15 protein-coding genes and 2 riboswitches are annotated in these 15417 nt (G+C 66.4%); of the genes, 2 read left to right on the forward strand and 13 right to left on the reverse strand.

From position 1 onward, the window contains the following. Positions 1-36: 36 nt before the first annotated feature. The 6 genes from IP89_RS11180 to IP89_RS11205 all read right to left on the reverse strand — a co-directional run bounded on the left by IP89_RS11180 (position 37) and on the right by IP89_RS11205 (position 5674). Positions 37-672 (reverse strand): urea amidolyase associated protein UAAP2, encoded by a 636-nt coding sequence (locus IP89_RS11180; protein WP_043309581.1) that lies wholly within the window; start codon positions 670-672, stop codon positions 37-39. A gap of 11 nt (positions 673-683) precedes the next feature. After that, positions 684-1412 carry an urea amidolyase associated protein UAAP1 gene (locus IP89_RS11185; RefSeq protein ID WP_043309582.1) on the reverse strand — a complete coding sequence of 243 codons (729 nt, stop codon included), beginning with the start codon at positions 1410-1412 and terminating at the stop codon, positions 684-686. 2 nt (positions 1413-1414) lie between these two features. Then, positions 1415-2197 carry an ABC transporter ATP-binding protein gene (locus IP89_RS11190; protein ID WP_043309583.1) on the reverse strand — a complete coding sequence of 261 codons (783 nt, stop codon included), beginning with the start codon at positions 2195-2197 and terminating at the stop codon, positions 1415-1417. Further along, a complete protein-coding gene (locus tag IP89_RS11195; RefSeq protein ID WP_043309584.1) occupies positions 2194-3009 on the reverse strand; it encodes an ABC transporter permease in 816 nt (271 codons plus the stop codon). The genes IP89_RS11190 and IP89_RS11195 overlap by 4 nt, the downstream gene beginning before the upstream one ends. Before the next feature lie 46 nt (positions 3010-3055). After that, positions 3056-4123 carry a putative urea ABC transporter substrate-binding protein gene (locus IP89_RS11200; RefSeq protein WP_043309585.1) on the reverse strand — a complete coding sequence of 356 codons (1068 nt, stop codon included), beginning with the start codon at positions 4121-4123 and terminating at the stop codon, positions 3056-3058. Positions 4124-4193: 70 nt separating this feature from the next. After that, a riboswitch (guanidine-I (ykkC/yxkD leader) is annotated at positions 4194-4307 on the reverse strand. Positions 4308-4615: 308 nt separating this feature from the next. Further along, positions 4616-5674 (reverse strand): putative urea ABC transporter substrate-binding protein, encoded by a 1059-nt coding sequence (locus IP89_RS11205; RefSeq protein ID WP_043309586.1) that lies wholly within the window; start codon positions 5672-5674, stop codon positions 4616-4618. 54 nt (positions 5675-5728) lie between these two features. Then, positions 5729-5832, reverse strand: a riboswitch (guanidine-I (ykkC/yxkD leader). Positions 5833-6141: 309 nt separating this feature from the next. On the opposite strand from IP89_RS11205, the gene IP89_RS22780 reads away from it, so the two are divergent. Beyond that, entirely contained in the window at positions 6142-6627 is a 486-nt protein-coding gene (locus IP89_RS22780; RefSeq protein ID WP_156115036.1) for a hypothetical protein, read from the forward strand. Between the two features lie 15 nt (positions 6628-6642). Here IP89_RS22780 and IP89_RS11215 read toward each other — a convergent pair whose 3' ends face one another. Further along, positions 6643-7197, reverse strand: coding sequence for a TetR/AcrR family transcriptional regulator (locus IP89_RS11215; RefSeq protein ID WP_256203136.1), 555 nt, complete (start codon positions 7195-7197; stop codon positions 6643-6645). Between the two features lie 156 nt (positions 7198-7353). Here IP89_RS11215 and IP89_RS11220 point away from each other — a divergent pair, with 156 nt between their 5' ends. After that, a complete protein-coding gene (locus tag IP89_RS11220; protein ID WP_043309587.1) occupies positions 7354-8454 on the forward strand; it encodes a DUF2855 family protein in 1101 nt (366 codons plus the stop codon). Between the two features lie 41 nt (positions 8455-8495). On the opposite strand, the gene mmsB is transcribed toward IP89_RS11220, so the two are convergent. The 6 genes from mmsB to IP89_RS11250 form a co-directional block, all read right to left on the reverse strand. Further along, positions 8496-9380 carry a 3-hydroxyisobutyrate dehydrogenase gene (mmsB, locus tag IP89_RS11225; RefSeq protein ID WP_043309588.1) on the reverse strand — a complete coding sequence of 295 codons (885 nt, stop codon included), beginning with the start codon at positions 9378-9380 and terminating at the stop codon, positions 8496-8498. 26 nt (positions 9381-9406) lie between these two features. Beyond that, on the reverse strand, positions 9407-10510 hold the full coding sequence (locus IP89_RS11230; protein ID WP_043309634.1) for an enoyl-CoA hydratase/isomerase family protein: 1104 nt from the start codon (positions 10508-10510) through the stop codon (positions 9407-9409). A gap of 8 nt (positions 10511-10518) precedes the next feature. Continuing rightward, positions 10519-11337, reverse strand: coding sequence for an enoyl-CoA hydratase (locus IP89_RS11235; RefSeq protein ID WP_043309589.1), 819 nt, complete (start codon positions 11335-11337; stop codon positions 10519-10521). A 16-nt stretch (positions 11338-11353) separates the two neighbouring features. Further along, positions 11354-12517: an isobutyryl-CoA dehydrogenase gene (locus IP89_RS11240; RefSeq protein ID WP_043309590.1), complete on the reverse strand. Its 1164-nt coding sequence runs from the start codon at positions 12515-12517 to the stop codon at positions 11354-11356. 6 nt (positions 12518-12523) lie between these two features. Beyond that, complete coding sequence (locus tag IP89_RS11245; protein WP_043309591.1) at positions 12524-13771, reverse strand: ABC transporter substrate-binding protein; 1248 nt, start codon at positions 13769-13771, stop codon at positions 12524-12526. Positions 13772-13877: 106 nt separating this feature from the next. Then, complete coding sequence (locus IP89_RS11250; RefSeq protein WP_043309592.1) at positions 13878-15371, reverse strand: CoA-acylating methylmalonate-semialdehyde dehydrogenase; 1494 nt, start codon at positions 15369-15371, stop codon at positions 13878-13880. Between the last annotated feature and the right edge of the window lie 46 nt (positions 15372-15417).

The raw sequence follows: 15417 nt of genomic DNA on the forward strand, positions 1-15417 counted from the left end.
CCCCAGCGCTCCGGACGGAGTCCGGAATAAACCGGTTCAGTCCCATACCAGCACCTCGGCGGGGGTCGGGTTCCAGCCGTTGCAGGGGTTGTTCAGCTGCGGGCAGTTGGAGATCAGCACGATCACGTCGGTCTCGGCGCGCAGCTCGACGTATTTGCCCGGCGCGGAGATGCCGTCCTCGAAGGTCAGGCCGCCTTCGGGCGTCACCGGCACGTTCATGAAGAAGTTGATGTTGGCGCCGATGTCGCGCTTCTCCAGGCGGCCGTCGTGCAGGGCGCCGCGCAGGAAGTTGTCGCGGCAGCTGTGCATGTAGCGCTTGTCCAGGGCGTAGCGCACGGTGTTGCTCTCCTGGGCGCAGGCGCCGCCGAGGGTGTCGTGGCGGCCGCAGGTGTCGGCGGTGATGGTCAGTAGCGGGTTGCCGAGGTTGGACCAGAGCACGGTGCCGGTGGTCAGGTACACGCGGTTCTGCTTGCGCAGGGTGCGCTGTGGGTCGTAGCGCTCGCGCGGGTTCTTCGCGCTGAAGAACAGGGTGTCGACGGCCTGGTTGCCCTCCAGATCGAGCAGGCGCAGGGTCTGCCCGGCCTTGACCTCGAACAGGTAGGGCTCGCCGGCCGGGATCACATGGCGGAAGGCGGCGGCTTCGGGATGCAGGGTGCTGGCGGTGAGACTCATGTGGGCAGCCCTCAGATGTACAGACGTTCGGTGTTGTGGAAGCCGCGGCCGTTCTCCGGGCGCGAAGTGCGGCAGAGCACGCTGATGCCGTCGCTCTCGACGCGGCTCCAGGCAAGCTGCACCGGCTTGGGCGCGTACTGCGGGTTGGGGTCCATCGGGTGCTGCAGGGCGGTGAGCACCACCAGGGTATCCATCGGTGCGTACAGCTCGATGTAGTCGCCGGCCTTGGAGTTGCCCGGTTGGAAGTGGAAGCAGCCGTCGCTATCGACCGTCACCTGGCTGAACAGGTTGAGGTTCATCAGCAGGTCCTGCAGGTTGAGGTTCCACTTGCCCATCTCCACCAGCAGGTTGTCCACGCCGTTGCGGAAGAAGCCGTTGCGCAGCTCCTGGTAGCGGCCCTGGCCATACTTCTCGGCGGTCTCAGTGGCGGACAGCACGCCGCCGAAGCTGTCGTGCCAGCCGCAGGTGTCGGCGGTGATGGCGGCCAGTACGCGGCCCATATCCGAGTACAGGCAGTGGCCGGCGGTGAGCTTGGCGGTGTGCTGGCACTTCAAGGTGTCCGGCAGGTTGAGGCGTTCGCTTTTTTCCTCGGCACTGAGCAGCAGCAGGCTGACGTTGGCGCCGCCTTCGAGGTCGGTGATGCGCAGCAGCTGGCCGCGCTTGAGGACGAAGGAGGTGTGGCCGCCGCCGGGGACGGTTTCCTCGTAGAGGGTGGGGCGCAGGGCGAGAGAGGCAGTCATGCTCAGGCTCCTTGGAGTTGTGGTTGCAGGCGCTCGGCCAGTTGGGCGGGCAGGGCCGCGCGGCGGTCGCTGTTGAGCGGAATGTCGTAGGTGATGCGGGCGCCGAAGGCGTTGGGGGCGTGCGGGTCGTGGCGCACCTTGTCGAACACCAGCAGGCGGGTGCCGAGGCTGAAGCCCTCGGTCAGGTCATGAGTGACCATGAATACGGTCAGCCCGGTCTCGCGCCACAGCTCCAGCAGCAGGGCGTGCATGTCCTTGCGGATGCCTGGGTCGAGTGCGCCGAAAGGCTCGTCGAGCAGCAGCACGCGCGGCTTGGTGATCAGCGCCTGGGCGATGGCCAGGCGCTGCTGCATGCCGCCGGACAGCGCGCTGGGGTACTTGTCCAGGGCATGGCCGAGGCCGACCTTGCGTAGCAGTTCGGCGGCGCGCTCGCGCGCCTCGCGCTTGGCATTGCCGAACAGGCGGCCGAGCAGCGGCGAACGCGGCAGTTCCAGGCCTATGGCGACGTTGTCCAGCACTGTCAGGTGTGGGAACACCGAATAGCGCTGGAACACCACGCCACGGCTGGCATCCGGTTCGCCGGGCAGCGGTTCGCCCTTGATGTGGATCTCGCCACGGCTCGGCCGCTCCTGACCCAGCAGCAGGCGCAGGAAGGTCGACTTGCCGCAGCCGGAGGCGCCGACCAAGGTGCAGAACTCGCCCTCACGGACGATCAGGTTGAGGCGCTCCAGCACCACCTGATCGCCGTACTCCTGCCAGACGTTATTGACCTGAATGAAGCTCATGCCTTGGCTCCTTCGTACCAGGGGAAGCAGAGGCGGGCGAGCTGGCGCAGGCCCAGGTCCATCAGCCAGGCGAGCAGGGTGATCCACACCACGTAGGGCAGGATCACGTCCATGGCCATGTAGCGGCGCACGAGGAAGATGCGGTAGCCGAGGCCGTCGGTACTGGCGATGGCCTCGGCGGCGATGAGGAACAGCCAGGCCGAACCGAGCACCAGGCGCAGGGCGATCAGCAGGCGCGGCAGCAGCTGCGGCAGCACCACGCGCAGGATCAGGGTCCAGGTATTGGCGCCGAGGGTCTGCGCCTTGATCAGCAGCTCGGCGGGGATTTCCCGGGCGCGCTGCTCCATGTCACGGGCGAGGATCGGGGTGATGCCGATGACGATCAGCATCACCTTGGACAGTTCTCCGAGCCCAAAGACGATAAACAGGATCGGCAGGATCGCCAGCGGCGGGATCATCGACAGCACGGTGAGCAGCGGCGACAACGGCGCACGCAGCAGCGGCAGCACACCGGCGGCGATGCCCAGGCACAGGCCGGCCAGGGCGGCGATGCCGATGCCCATGCCCAAACGTCCCAGGCTGGAAGCGGTGTCCTGCCAGAACAGATAACCGCCGCTGCGCTTGTCCTCGGTGAAGGCCAGGCGCTGCACCGCATCGACCATTTGCGCTGCGCCGGGCAGCAGCTTGTCGTTGGGGTTCTCCGTCAGGCGCGCCGCCGAACCGGTGAAGTAGGCGAACAGCAGCAGGGCGAAGGGCAGCAGGATCAGCAGCAGGCGGCCGCCGCGGTCCGGGTGTCGGTTGATCAGGCGCATGGCGCTCCCTCGGATGGAGTGGGGCGCCGGGCGCCCCGTCGGGCTGTCAGAGCTTGCCGTCGGCCGCCATCTGCATGTAGCTCGGGTCGAAGCGCAGCTTGACGTTGCCCTTGTCGCCGGTGACCACGTCCTTGGCGAAGGCCATGCCTACCGCGTCGGCGCTCTGCGCGCCCTCGCCGAGCAGGCCGTGGCTGAAGGAGAACTCGGCCACCTTGCTCATGGTTGCCGGCAGTTTCGGGCTGTTGGCGAAGGCCACGGCGTCCTTGGCCGAATAGAACATCTTGGTCGCGGCCAGCTGCGCCTCGTAGCCGGCCAGGTCGGTGCCGGAGGCCTTGGCCATGTGCTCGCGAGCGGCCTTGCCCTCGGCGGAGTCGGCGCCCATGGTGGCCATGATTTCGTACCAGGCGCCGGTCAGCGCCTTGCCCAGCGCGGGGTTGTCCTTCAGCGTCTCGCTGTTGACCACCATCAGGTCGATGATCTCGCCGGGAATCTGGCTGGAGTCGAACACCTTGGTCACCGCCGGTGTGGCTTCGATCTCGGCCAGCAGAGGGTTCCAGGTAGCCACTGCCTGCACGTCGTCGGTGGCGAAGGCGGCGACCATGTCGGCGTCGGAGGTGTTCACCACTTTCAGGTCTTTCTCGGCCAGGCCGGCGCGCTCCAGGCCACGGGCCAGCAGGTAGTGGGAGACGGAGAGTTCGACCAGATTTACGTCCATGCCTTTGAGGTCGCCGAGGGTCTTCTTCTCGCCCTTGATGACGATGCCGTCGTTACCGTTGGAGAAGTCGCCGATGACCAGCGCGGTGCTGTCCAGACCGCCGGCGGCGGGAATGGTCAGGGCGTCCATGTTGGTCATGGTGCAGCCGTCGAATTGGCCGGCGGTGTACTGGTTGATCGACTCGACGTAGTCGTTGAGCTGGGTGACCTTGATCTCGATGCCGTACTTCTTCGCCCACTTGTCGACGATGCCCTGAGTGGCGCCGTATTCCCACGGCATCCAGCCGGCATAGATGGTCCAGCAGACGTCGAATTGGTCTTTCTTCTCGGCATGGGCGGGGAAGGCGAGCGCGGCAGCGAGGCCGGCGGCGAACAGCGAGGAGAGCAGGGGCTTGCGCATGGGTGAACCTCCAGTTCTGGGAATACGGGCAGGAGCGGCGCGGCACTGGCCTGAACTATCAGGTGGCGCGTTCTCCCGGGCTTTTGTCCCGCCGTGTAACCCCGAACGAGGTCGCCAACTCTCGGACCAGTCACTTGCCTGTCTCTGTGGAGAGTGGCGAGCCGGAACCCTAGTCAGCCATTGCAAGTTGTAGTGCCGCGCCCCTTGCGGGGTGCTTCTGCATGTCTGGTTCTTAGCGAACATCGTGCCAGCTGCCGAAAGCCGCATGGCCACGGGGCGCGCCGGATTGCCTGTGGCGCTGCGCCCCGTTTTGTTGCGCGAATGTGGTGCGTGGTGTTCGTTGTTGGTGCTTGGAATCTGTTTTGAGTCTTTTTAGCTAGAGCCAGGTAAAGCGAAATTGGCTGAGGGCGCGGAGTTTACGAGGTGTAAATGAGCAGCCCGAAGCCAATTTCAACGCGGCATGGCCGCCGATCAAGAGATTCGAGACAGGTTCTACAGTTGGTTGTCGGCGGCCAGCTGCATGTAGGTCGGATTGAAGCGCAGCATGATCCGCGAGGAGTTACCCAGCACGTTGTTGTCGCCGAAGGTGATGCCCAGGTTCTGCAGGCCCTTGCCCTCGCCGAGCAACTGCTGGGCGTCGGCGAAGTCGGCCACGCGCTGCATCAGGGTCGGCATCTTGTCGCTGCGGGCGAAGGCCGCTGCCGAGCGCGGCGCGTAGAAGGAGCGGATGGTGCGGAGCTGCTCGTCGAAGTCTTCGGCGGTGGTGTCTGCAGCTGCGGCCATGCTGGCGCGTGCGGCCTGGCCGGCGGGAGTGGGCAGGCCCATCAGACGCATGCCCTCGAACCAGGCGCCAGTCAGCGCGCGGCCCAGCTCGGGATGTTGGCTCAGGGTCTGGCTGTTGATCACCAGCAGGTCGAGGATCTCGCCGGGGACGTGGTGCGAGCTGAACACCTGCACGCTGTCACCGTCCTGGCGCAGGTCGGAGAGGATCGGGTTCCAGGTCACTACCGCGTCGCCCTTGCCGCTGCGCCAGACCTGGGCCAGGTCCTTGTCCGAGACGTTCTCGATCTTTACATCGGAGGGCTTCAGGTGGGCCCACTCCAGGGCGCGGCTGAGCAGGTAGTGGGACACCGAGTTCTCCACCAGCAGGATGGTCTTGCCCTTGAGCTCCTTCAGGTCCTTGTTGCCACCACGGACCAGGATGCCGTCGGCACCGGCGGAGAAGTCACCGACGATCAGCGCGGTGGAGTCCACGCCACCAGCGGCGGGAATGGTCAGGGCGTCCATGTTGGTCATCGAGCAGGCGTCGTACTGGCCGGCGGTGTACTGCTCGATGGAGGCGACGTAGTCCGGCACCTGCTCGACCTGGATCTCGATGCCGTACTTCTTCGCCCATTTGTCGATGATACCTTCCTCGGCGATGTAGCCCCACAGCATCCAGCCGGCGTAGATCGACCAGCAGACCTTGAAGGGGCGCTGTTCGGCGCTGGCATGGGTCGGTTGCAGGAGCAGCAGGGTGACGAGCGAAGAGCACAGCAGGCGTTTGAGCATGACTACCTCGGAACAATGAACGGGAGACAGGACGGCGGTCGCCGTGCCGCGCGTTTCTCCCGGGCTTTTGTCCCGCCGTGTAACCCCTGTCGAGGTCGCCCACTCTCGGACCAGTCGCTCGTCGTGGTGGACGAGCCGGAACCCTAGTCGGCCATTGCGTTTGAATTTTCAGCGACCGACCCTTTGTCGGGGCGGCACATCCTGTGCGCCCAGCTCTTAGCGAATGGCGTGCCAGGGCGCTTAATCTGCACTTTTGTGTGACTCCGATCACGCCCTGGTGGGGCCGGAGGCCATGGTTAGCGCCATGCTGGTGCGTCGAAGGTTTTGCTTTGGTGCGTAATGCGCGGATACAACTTTCGAACGCAGGGGGCGCAGCACTTCGCCACAGGGGCGTGATCAAAGGTTGTGGGAGCAGTCCCGGGCGCCGGTATTCGCCGGCCCCACCCCAGCGGTCGAAGGAGGCCGCCATGTCCCGTCTAGCCCTTGTCCTTGCTGTGTTTGCCCTGAGCCTCGGTGGCTGTGCCGTGTACGGCGACGATTACCGTTACGACCGCCCCGGTTACAACGTGCGCTACTACGAAAGCTATTCATCCCCCCGCGTGTATTACTACGACGATGACCGCGGCTACCGCTGGCACCGTGACCGCTACCAGGACCGCCGCCATTCGCACTACGCGCCGGGCTATGACGGCCGCTACCAATGGCATGACAACAACCGCCACCGCTACGACGGTCGCCGCGACCATGATCGCGATCGTGATCGGGTGAAAGGCCGTGAGCAGCCACGTTATGGCTGGGACCAGCGCTATCGTGATAACGACCGACGCAGCCAGTCGTCTTGGCAGCATCAAGGAAGGCAACGTAATGACTATCGCTCGAACCAGCGTGGTCATGATCGCCAGCTGCAGCGTGACCAGCGTAGTGGCTCCACGCCGCGGCGCTTGGATAACTGAGATGCTGGCCTACTGCTAAATGTCCCCCAGAGCGCCTAGCAACAGGCGCTCTGTTTGCTCATGCCAGAGGCGCAAACGCGCCTCGTCGAGTTGCCCTAGGGTCGCGTAGCGGCGACCGCCCCAGACCATCAGGAATAGCGCTTCGACGCTCGCCGGCGAGGCCGGGTGGGGCAGGTCGTTGCAGGCGGCGAATACTTCCTGCCACTTGCCGAGCAATTCCTCGTAGGCGCGCTGGTGATGCCGCGGCTCGGCGATCTGCGCTTCCAGTTGGGCGACCTCGAAGGTGAATAGTTGGCTGATCGGCTCGGCCGGGCTGCAGCTCAGGCGTAGCAGCAGGCTGACGCGGCTGCGCCAGTCCAGTTGTGGCGCGATCACCTGTTCATCGATGCTGCGTAGCAACTGCTCGATGCTGTGGCGCACGTAGCCGGAGAGCAGCGCCTGCTTGCTGGGAAAGTATTCGTACAGGGTGCCCACGGCAAAACCCGACTCCAGCGCCACCGCGCGGGTGGTCACGGCCTCCCAGCCATCGCGCTGCCAAATCCGAACGAAGGCCTGGTAGATGGCCTCCACGGTGAACTGCGCGCGGGCCTGCTGCGGGCGCTTGAGTGGCTTGGTTCTGGGCTTTTGCCCTGGCGTAATGGTCGCTGCACGGTTTCCGAACCCCTTCCTGTCCATCGCCCTCTACCCTGTTGGCTCATCGTCAGTCGACTGCCAGAGGACCCGCAAATGACCCAACTCGTCAAGGCCACGCGTCTGTTCACCCGCAAGGGCGCGCTCGACCAGAGCCGTATCGACAGCTTCGACTTCGACCTGAGCGTAGCGCCCGGCGAGATCGTCCTCAGGCCCGACCATTTCGCCCTGACCACCAACAACATCACCTACGCGGCCTTCGGCGACTCGATGCGCTACTGGGACTTCTACCCGACCGGCGCGGCCGAGTGGGGACACATGCCGGTATGGGGCTTCGCCGATGTGGTGGCTTCGGCGGTCGAGGGCATCGAGGTCGGCGCGCGCTACTACGGCTACTACCCGATCGCCAGTTACACGCGGGTCAAGGCCGAGGCCTCGCCGCGCGGCTTCCGCGCGCTGGATGCACATCGCGCCGAATTGCCGACGCCCTACAACCAGTACGCCCTGTGCGCGGCCGATCCCTACTACAGCCCCGAGCACGAGGACCTGCAGGCGCTGCTCAAGCCGCTGTACCTGACCTCGGCGATGCTCGCCGACTTCCTGCTCGACAATGACTTCTTCGGCGCCCGGCGCCTGCTGTTCTCCAGCGCATCGAGCAAGACTGCCTACTGCACGCTGTTCTGCCTGGAGGAGTACGACATCGAGTGCATCGGCCTGACCTCGCGCGGCAACATTGTCTTCGTCGAGCAGCTCGGCTGCTATGACAGCGCGCTGGCTTACCAGGATCTGGAGTCGCTCGATGCCAGCGTGCCGACCGTCTATGTCGACTTCTCCAGCGACCTGGCCCTGCGCGACCGCGTGCATGCACACTTCGCCGACCAGCTGGCCTACAGCTGCGTGGCCGGTTCGGCGCAGAACATCGAGGAGGCCGAGTACAAGGCCGCCAGCGGGCCGGAGCCGAAGATGTTCTTTGCGCCGATCCAGATGCGCAAACGTAATGTCGACTGGGGTTCGGGCGGCGTCTCGCGCTATGTCGGCGAGGGCATGGTGAAGTTCTATCGGCGGGTCGAGGCCAGCGGCACGCAGCTGGTCGAGGTGGTACGCAGCGAGGGCTATGAGGCTGCAGCGGAGATCATCTCCGGCCTGGTGCATGGCCGCCTGCCGCCACAGCAGGGGCAGATCGTCCGCCTGCGTTGAGGCGCTTGGAGCGTGGCGGGTTGTCCGCCACGCTCCATTCTTCATTCGACGAACAGCTTCTGTACGGCGGAGAAGTCCAGCTTGCCGTCACCCTGCTTGAGCAGCATGCGGTAGATCTGCAGGGCCAATGCGCCCATCGGCGTACTGCTGCCGGTGGCCTGCGCGGCCTCCTGGGCCAGGCCGAGGTCTTTGGTCATCAGTTCGGCCATAAAGCCGCCGCTGTAGCCCTTGGACGCCGGCACGCTCTCCATCACCCCCGGCCAGGGGTTGTACTTCTCCAGGCTCCAGTTGCCGCCCGAACTTTGCCGCATGATCTCGGCCAGTACGGCCGGATCGAGACCGCTGGCCACGCCCAGAGCCATGGCCTCGGCGGTGCCGATCATGTGTACGGCGAGCAGCTGGTTGTTGCACACCTTGGCCACCTGGCCGGCACCGTCTGGGCCGGCGTGGAAGATGTTCTTGCCCATGGCGGCGAGAATCGGCCGGGCCTTTTCCAAATCATCTGCCTTACCGCCGACCATAAAGGTCAGGGTGCCGGCCGCAGCGCCAGCGGTACCACCGGAGACCGGCGCGTCGAGCAGGGCGATGCCCTTGGCTGTGGCAGCTGTGTGTACCTTGCGCGCTGCATCTGGGGCGATGGTCGAGCATTCCAGCACCAGGCTGCCGGGCGCGATCTGCTGCAGCAGGCCGCTGTCACCCAGGTACAGGCCTTCCACATGGCGGCTGGCCGGCAGCATGCTGACCACCACGGTCGCGCCCTTGACGGCCTCGGCGGCGCTGGCGGCGGTCTTGCCACCGTCCTCGGCGAAGGCGGCGAGGGCCTCGGCGACCAGGTCGAAAGCGGTCACGGCGAAACCGGCCTTGAGCAGGTTGCGGGCCATGGGCAGGCCCATGTGGCCGAGGCCGATAAAGGCGATCTGAGTCATTGTTGTTGTTCTCCTCAGGGTGATGGTTAGAGGTCCGCCAGCGGGTGGGCGCCTTCCCAGACCGGGGCGAAGTGCGCCTCGATCACCGCCGCTGGAATAGTCGCCGGATCGGGCCAGCGCCACTTCGGCGCCTGGTCCTTATCGATCAGGCGGGCGCGCACGCCCTCGGGGAATTCCGGGTGGCGGCAGCAGTTCAGGCTCATGGCGTATTCCATGCGGAACACCTCGGCCAGCGACTGGTGACGGGCGCGGCGGATCTGTTCCCAGACCAGGTGCGCGGTCAGCGGGCAGCCGGCGGCCAGGGTCTTGGCGGCGCGGGCCAGCGGCAGGTCGTCGTCGCCATGCAGAGCGGTGAGGGCGTGCCAGGCGGCGGGCAGGTCGGCCAGGTCGAGCAGGGCGTCGATGCGCTCGCGGCGCGGCAGCCACTGCGCCGGCGGCAGGTCTGGGCGGGCCTCGTGCTCCAGGGCGCGCAGCAGGCTGTTGAGCTGCTCCGGCGCCTGGTGTTGCCAGTTCATCTGCACCAGGCCCTCGATCAGCGTGTCCTGTTGGTCGTCACGCAGGAAGCGGTCGGCAAGGTCCAGGTCCAGGGCGTCGCGGGCGTTGATGCTGGCGGCGGTGAGGCCGAGGAACAGGCCGAGCTTGCCCGGCAGGCGGGCGAGGAACCAGCTGCCGCCGACATCCGGGTACAGGCCGATATTGATCTCCGGCATGCCCAGGCGGCTGCTCGGGGTGACGATGCGGATGGCTGCGCCCTGCATCAGGCCCATGCCGCCGCCCAGCACGTGGCCGTGGGCCCAGCACAGCAGCGGTTTCGGGTAGGTGTGGATGCGATGGTCGAGGCGGTATTCGTCGGCGAAGAAGCGGCGCGCCAGCGGCGGTACCTCGCCGGGATGTTCGCGGCACTGCTGTACCAGCTGCACCACATCGCCGCCGGCGCAGAAGGCCTTGGGCCCGTTGCCGCGCAGCAGCACGCAGGCGATGTGCTCGTCCTCGGCCCATTGCTTCAGCTTGGCATCCAGCGCCTCGATCATCGGCAGGGTCAGGGCGTTGAGGCTCTTCTCCGCGTCCAGGCTGGCGATGCCGATGCGGTAGCCGTGCAGGGCGGGGCGTTCTTCGAAATGCATGTTCATGGTGGAGGTCACTTGTTGCGCCACTGGGCGTCGCGTTTCTCGAGGAAGGCGTTGACGCCTTCGCGGGTGTCGTCGGCGTCGAACAGGTCGACGAAGCGCTCGCGCTCCTCGGAGAGCCAGCTGTTCGGGCCACGCTCGCGGGCGCCCTGGATCAGCGGCTTGATGGTGCGCACCGCCACCGGGCTCTGCCGCGCCACCTTGGCTGCCAGCAGCAGGGCAGTGCCACGGGCTTCGCCGCTGTCCACCACCTGCTCGATCAGGCCGATGCGCAGGGCGGTCTCGGCGTCGATGCGCTCGCCGCAGAGGATCATGCGCTTGGCCCAGCCTTCGCCGATCAGCCAGGGCAGGTTCTGCGTGCCGCCGGCGCAGGGCAGCAGGCCGACGGTGGCTTCCGGTAGGGCCATCTGCGCCTGGCGTTCGGCGATGCGGATGTCGCAGGCCAGGGCGCATTCCAGGCCGCCGCCCATGGCGTAGCCGTTGATCGCGGCGATGGATACGCCACGGAAGTCGCGCAGGGTCTCGAAGGCTTCGCCGAAGCGCCGCGCCATCTCGCGGGCGCGGGCCTTGTCGCCGTCGGCGAACAGGTTGAGGTCGGCGCCGGCGCTGAAGAACTTGCTGCCCTGGCCGGTTACCACCAGGGCGTAGACGTCGTCGTCGCGGTTGAGGTGCTCGACGATCTGCTTGAGGCCGATCAGCGAGTCGCGGTCCCAGGTGTTGGCCGGCGGGTGGTTGATGGTGATCAGCGCAGTGTGGCCGTGCTTCTCCACGGTGAGCTTGTGGGTCAGGTCGAAGACGCCGGGTTTGTAGGCTTCGATGGCAGTGGTCATGAATGATCCTCGTGGCTTACAGCAGGCGATCGAGCATGCCGCCCTGGTCCAGCAGGCGGCGGGCGACGATCACCCGCATGATCTCGTTGGTCCCTTCCAGTATCTGGTGTACGCGGCTGTCGCGCACCCAGCGCTCCAGCGGGTAGTCATTGAGGTAACCGTAGCCGCCGTGCAGCTGCAGGGCCTCGTTGCACACGGCGAAGCAGTGGTCGGTGGCGAAGCGCTTGGCCATGGCGCAATACAGGCTGGCCTCGCCATGGCGATTGTCCAGCTTGTGCGCGGCCAGGCGCACCATCTGCCTACTCGCCGTTAAATCGGTGAGCATATCGGCCAGCTTGAACTGCAGGGCCTGGAATTCGCTGAGCGGCTTGCCGAACTGCTTGCGCTCTTCGACATAGCGCAGCGATTGTTCCAGCGCTGCCTGGGCCGCGCCCAGCGAGCAGCTGGCGATGTTCAGGCGGCCGCCGTCCAGGCCCTTCATGGCATAGACGAAGCCCTGGCCTTCGGGGCCGATGCGGTTGCCGATGGGAATGCGCACACCCTCAAAGCTGATGGTGCGGGTCGGCTGCGCCTTCCAGCCCATCTTGTCCTCGTTGCGCCCGTACTTCACACCCTCGGCATTGGCCTGCACCAGGAAGCAGGAGATGCCCTTGGCGCCGTCCTCGCCGGTGCGTGCCATGACGATCAGCACATCGGTCGAGCCCGCGCCGGAGATAAAGCACTTGCTGCCGTCCAGCACGTACTCGTCGCCGTCACGGCGAGCACGGGTGCGCAGGTGGGCGGCGTCGGAGCCGGCGTCCGGTTCGGTCAGGCAGTAGGAAGCCAGCAGTTCACCCGTGGTCAGCCCGGCCAGCCAAGTGTCTTTCAGCGCCTGGTCGGCGAAGCTGGCGAGCATCCAGGTGGCCATATTGTGGATGGTCAGGTAAGCCGTGGTGGCCACGCAGCCGGCGGCGAGCTGTTCGAAGATCAGCGAGCTGGTCAGGCGCGACAGGCCGAGGCCGCCGTCTTCCTCGCCGATGTACAGGGCCAGGTAGCCCTGCTCGGCGGCGCGGCGGATTACTTCCACCGGGAAGTGATGCTCGCGGTCCCAGTCGGCGGCATGTGGCGCCAGTTCCCGCGCGGCGAAGGCGCGGGCGCTGTCGACCAGCAGGCGTTGTTCCTCGTTCAGCTCAAAGTCCATAGGCTCTCACTGCAGTGTCGTGGGCTGGCCGGCAGCGCGCCGTTCGGCCTGCCATTCGGCGAGGCTGGGGGCGGCCTGGTTGCCGTCCAGACGGTGGACGATCTCGAAGTAATCCTGATGACGCGGCGAGGCCATGACCTCGGCGCGGCTCTTCACCCGCACCGCGTACACCGTCTGCACGTTCTGGTGGTCGAAGCCGCGCCACTGCTGCGGGCCCTTGAGCAGGCTGTAGTCGTGGCCCTCCAGGGCGCCGATCAGCGCCTCGCTGTCCAGGCTGCGGGTGCGGCCGACGGCGTCCGCCCATTGCATGACGATGCTGTAGGCCGAGGCGGCGGCGCTGGAGGGGTAGACCTCGTAGCGTTCGCCGAAGTTGCGCACGAAAGCCTGGCCAGCCTGGCTGCCTTCCAGCTCGGGTACGCGCCAGGTCCAGGGTTCGGTGCCGAGTACGCCTTCCATCAGGCCGGGGCCGGCCTGCTCGACGATGCCCTGGGTCAGGTTGGGCGCGACGATCTGCACCTTGCGGGTCAGGCCGAGGTTCTCGGCCACGCGCATGGCGCGCACCAGGTCCTCGCCGAACAGCACCAGGACCAGCACCTCGGCGTCGCTCTGCGCGGCCTGGGTCAGGGCGTTCTGGTAGTCGGCCATGCGCGCGCCGGGGAAGGGCACCTTGAGGCCGGGGTTGCGCGCGCCGTCCTGGGTGCCGGTGGTCTCGCGCAGCGAGCTCTCGGTGGTGTTGCCCCAGGTGTAGTCGGCGGTGACGTAGAAGTAGCGCTTGTCCGGCAGGTTCTTGGCCAGGTACTGGCCGAGCACGCGGGCGCTCATCCAGGCGCTGTTGCACTCGCGGAACAGGTAGCGGTGGCCGTCCTTGCCGGTGGTGTCGTTGGAGTAGGTGAGGGTGCCGAAGTACAGCAGGCCATGTTCCCTGGCGCGCTTGCCGGCGGCGATGGCAGCCGCGCTGGAGGCGCCACCGAAGAGCATGGCGGCGCCTTCGCCAGCCAGCTTGTCGACGTTGCGCGCGGCCTTCTCCGGGCGCGAGGCGTCGTCCAGGCTGGACAGCCGCAGCGGGCGGCCGAGCACGCCGCCCTTGGCGTTCAGCTCGTCGATGGCCAGCAGGGCTCCGCGCATCTGTGCCAGTCCTTCTTCCTTGTAGCTGCCGGTGCGCGGGTAGCTGAGGCCGAGGGTAATCGGCTCGGCCGCCTGCGCGACGGCGGTGAGTCCGGCCCAGAGGGCCAGACAGGCAGTCAGTCGTTTCATCAATGGCTCCTTGTTCTTGTTGTGCCGGGGCCGACTGTGCAGCCCTGGCGAACGCGGAGGCATTGTCTTTTCGTCTTAGTCGTCGCTTATTGAGGTGAGTCAGGTCTCACTTCAGTTGAATGGTCATATTCGGTCCCGTCACCGGAGTGTCATCGAACCAGCGGCTGGTGACGGTCTTGGTCTCGGTATAGAAACGCACCGCCTGCTTGCCGTAGGCGTGCAGGTCGCCATAGAACGAGCCCTTCCAGCCGGTGAAGGAGAAGAACGGCAGCGGCACCGGGATCGGCACGTTGATGCCCACCTGGCCGACTTCCACCGCGTGCTGGTAGTGGCGCGCGGCGCCGCCTGAGCGGGTGAAGATCGAGGTGCCGTTGCCATAGGGGCTGGCGTTGACCAGCTCGATGGCCTGCTCCAGGGTGTCGACCTCCATGCACACCAGCACCGGGCCGAAGATCTCCTCACGGTACAGGCTCATGCGGGTGGTCACGCCGCGGAACAGGGTCGGGCCCAGCCAGTTGCCATTGGGATAGCCGGCCACCTCGCACTGCGAGCCGTCGAGCAGGCACTCGGCGCCTTCCGCCTTGCCCTCGGCGATCAGCTTCTGCACGCGCTGCTTGGCCTGCTGGCTGATCAGTGGGCCATAGGCGGAACTCGGGTCTTTCCAGTGGCCTGGCTTGAGCTCGGCCATCTGTGCGGCCAGCTCGTCGATCCACTGCTTCGACTCGCCGACGAACACCGCCACGCTGATCGCCATGCAGCGCTGCCCGGCGGCGCCACAGCTGGCACCGAGCAGGTTGCTGAGCACCTGGTCCTTCGGCGCGTCGGGCATGATCACCATGTGGTTCTTCGCGCCGGCGAAGGCCTGCACGCGCTTCAGATGCTGGGTGCCGGTGCGGTAGATGTGCTGGCCCACCGGCACCGAGCCGACGAAGGAGATGGCGCGGATATCCTCGTGGGTGAGCAGGGCGTCGACCACCTCGCGGCCACCGTGCAGCACCTGCAGCACGCCAGCCGGTGCGCCGGCCTCGACGAACAGTTCGGCCAGACGGTTGGGCGTCAGCGGGTCCTGCTCGGAGGGTTTGAGGATGAAGGTGTTGCCGCAGGCGATGGCCAGCGGGAACATCCACAGCGGGATCATCGCCGGGAAGTTGAACGGGGTGATGCCGACGCACACGCCGAGTGGTTGGATCCAGCTGGCGGTGTCGATCTCGCGGGCGACGTTCTCGACCGTCTCGCCCATCATCAGGCTGCAGATGTTGGCCGCGTGCTCGGCCACCTCGATGCCGCGCCAGACATCGCCCTTGGCATCGGCGAAGGTCTTGCCGGTCTCCGCGGCGAGAATCTCGGCCAGCTCGTCGTGGTGTTCCTTGAGCAGGTGCTGGTAGCGCAGCATCAGTCGCGCGCGCTCCGGTACCGGCACCTCGCGCCAGCTGAGGAAGGCCTTCTTGGCGCCGGCGATGGCCGCCTCGATCTCCTCGTGGGTGGCCTTGGGCGCCAGGGCCAGGACTTCCTGGGTGGCCGGGTCGGTCACTTCGATCAGTTCGCGGGCGTGGCTGGCTTGCCACTGGCCGTCGATCAGCTGCGGGATCACCTGGGGCATCGTGGGCCTCCTGTTGTTCTTGTGTGGGCCAGTTATAGCCGCCCGG

The organism is Pseudomonas sp. ML96 (assembly GCF_000761545.1).
In the GTDB taxonomy this organism is placed as follows: Bacteria; Pseudomonadota; Gammaproteobacteria; order Pseudomonadales; family Pseudomonadaceae; genus Aquipseudomonas.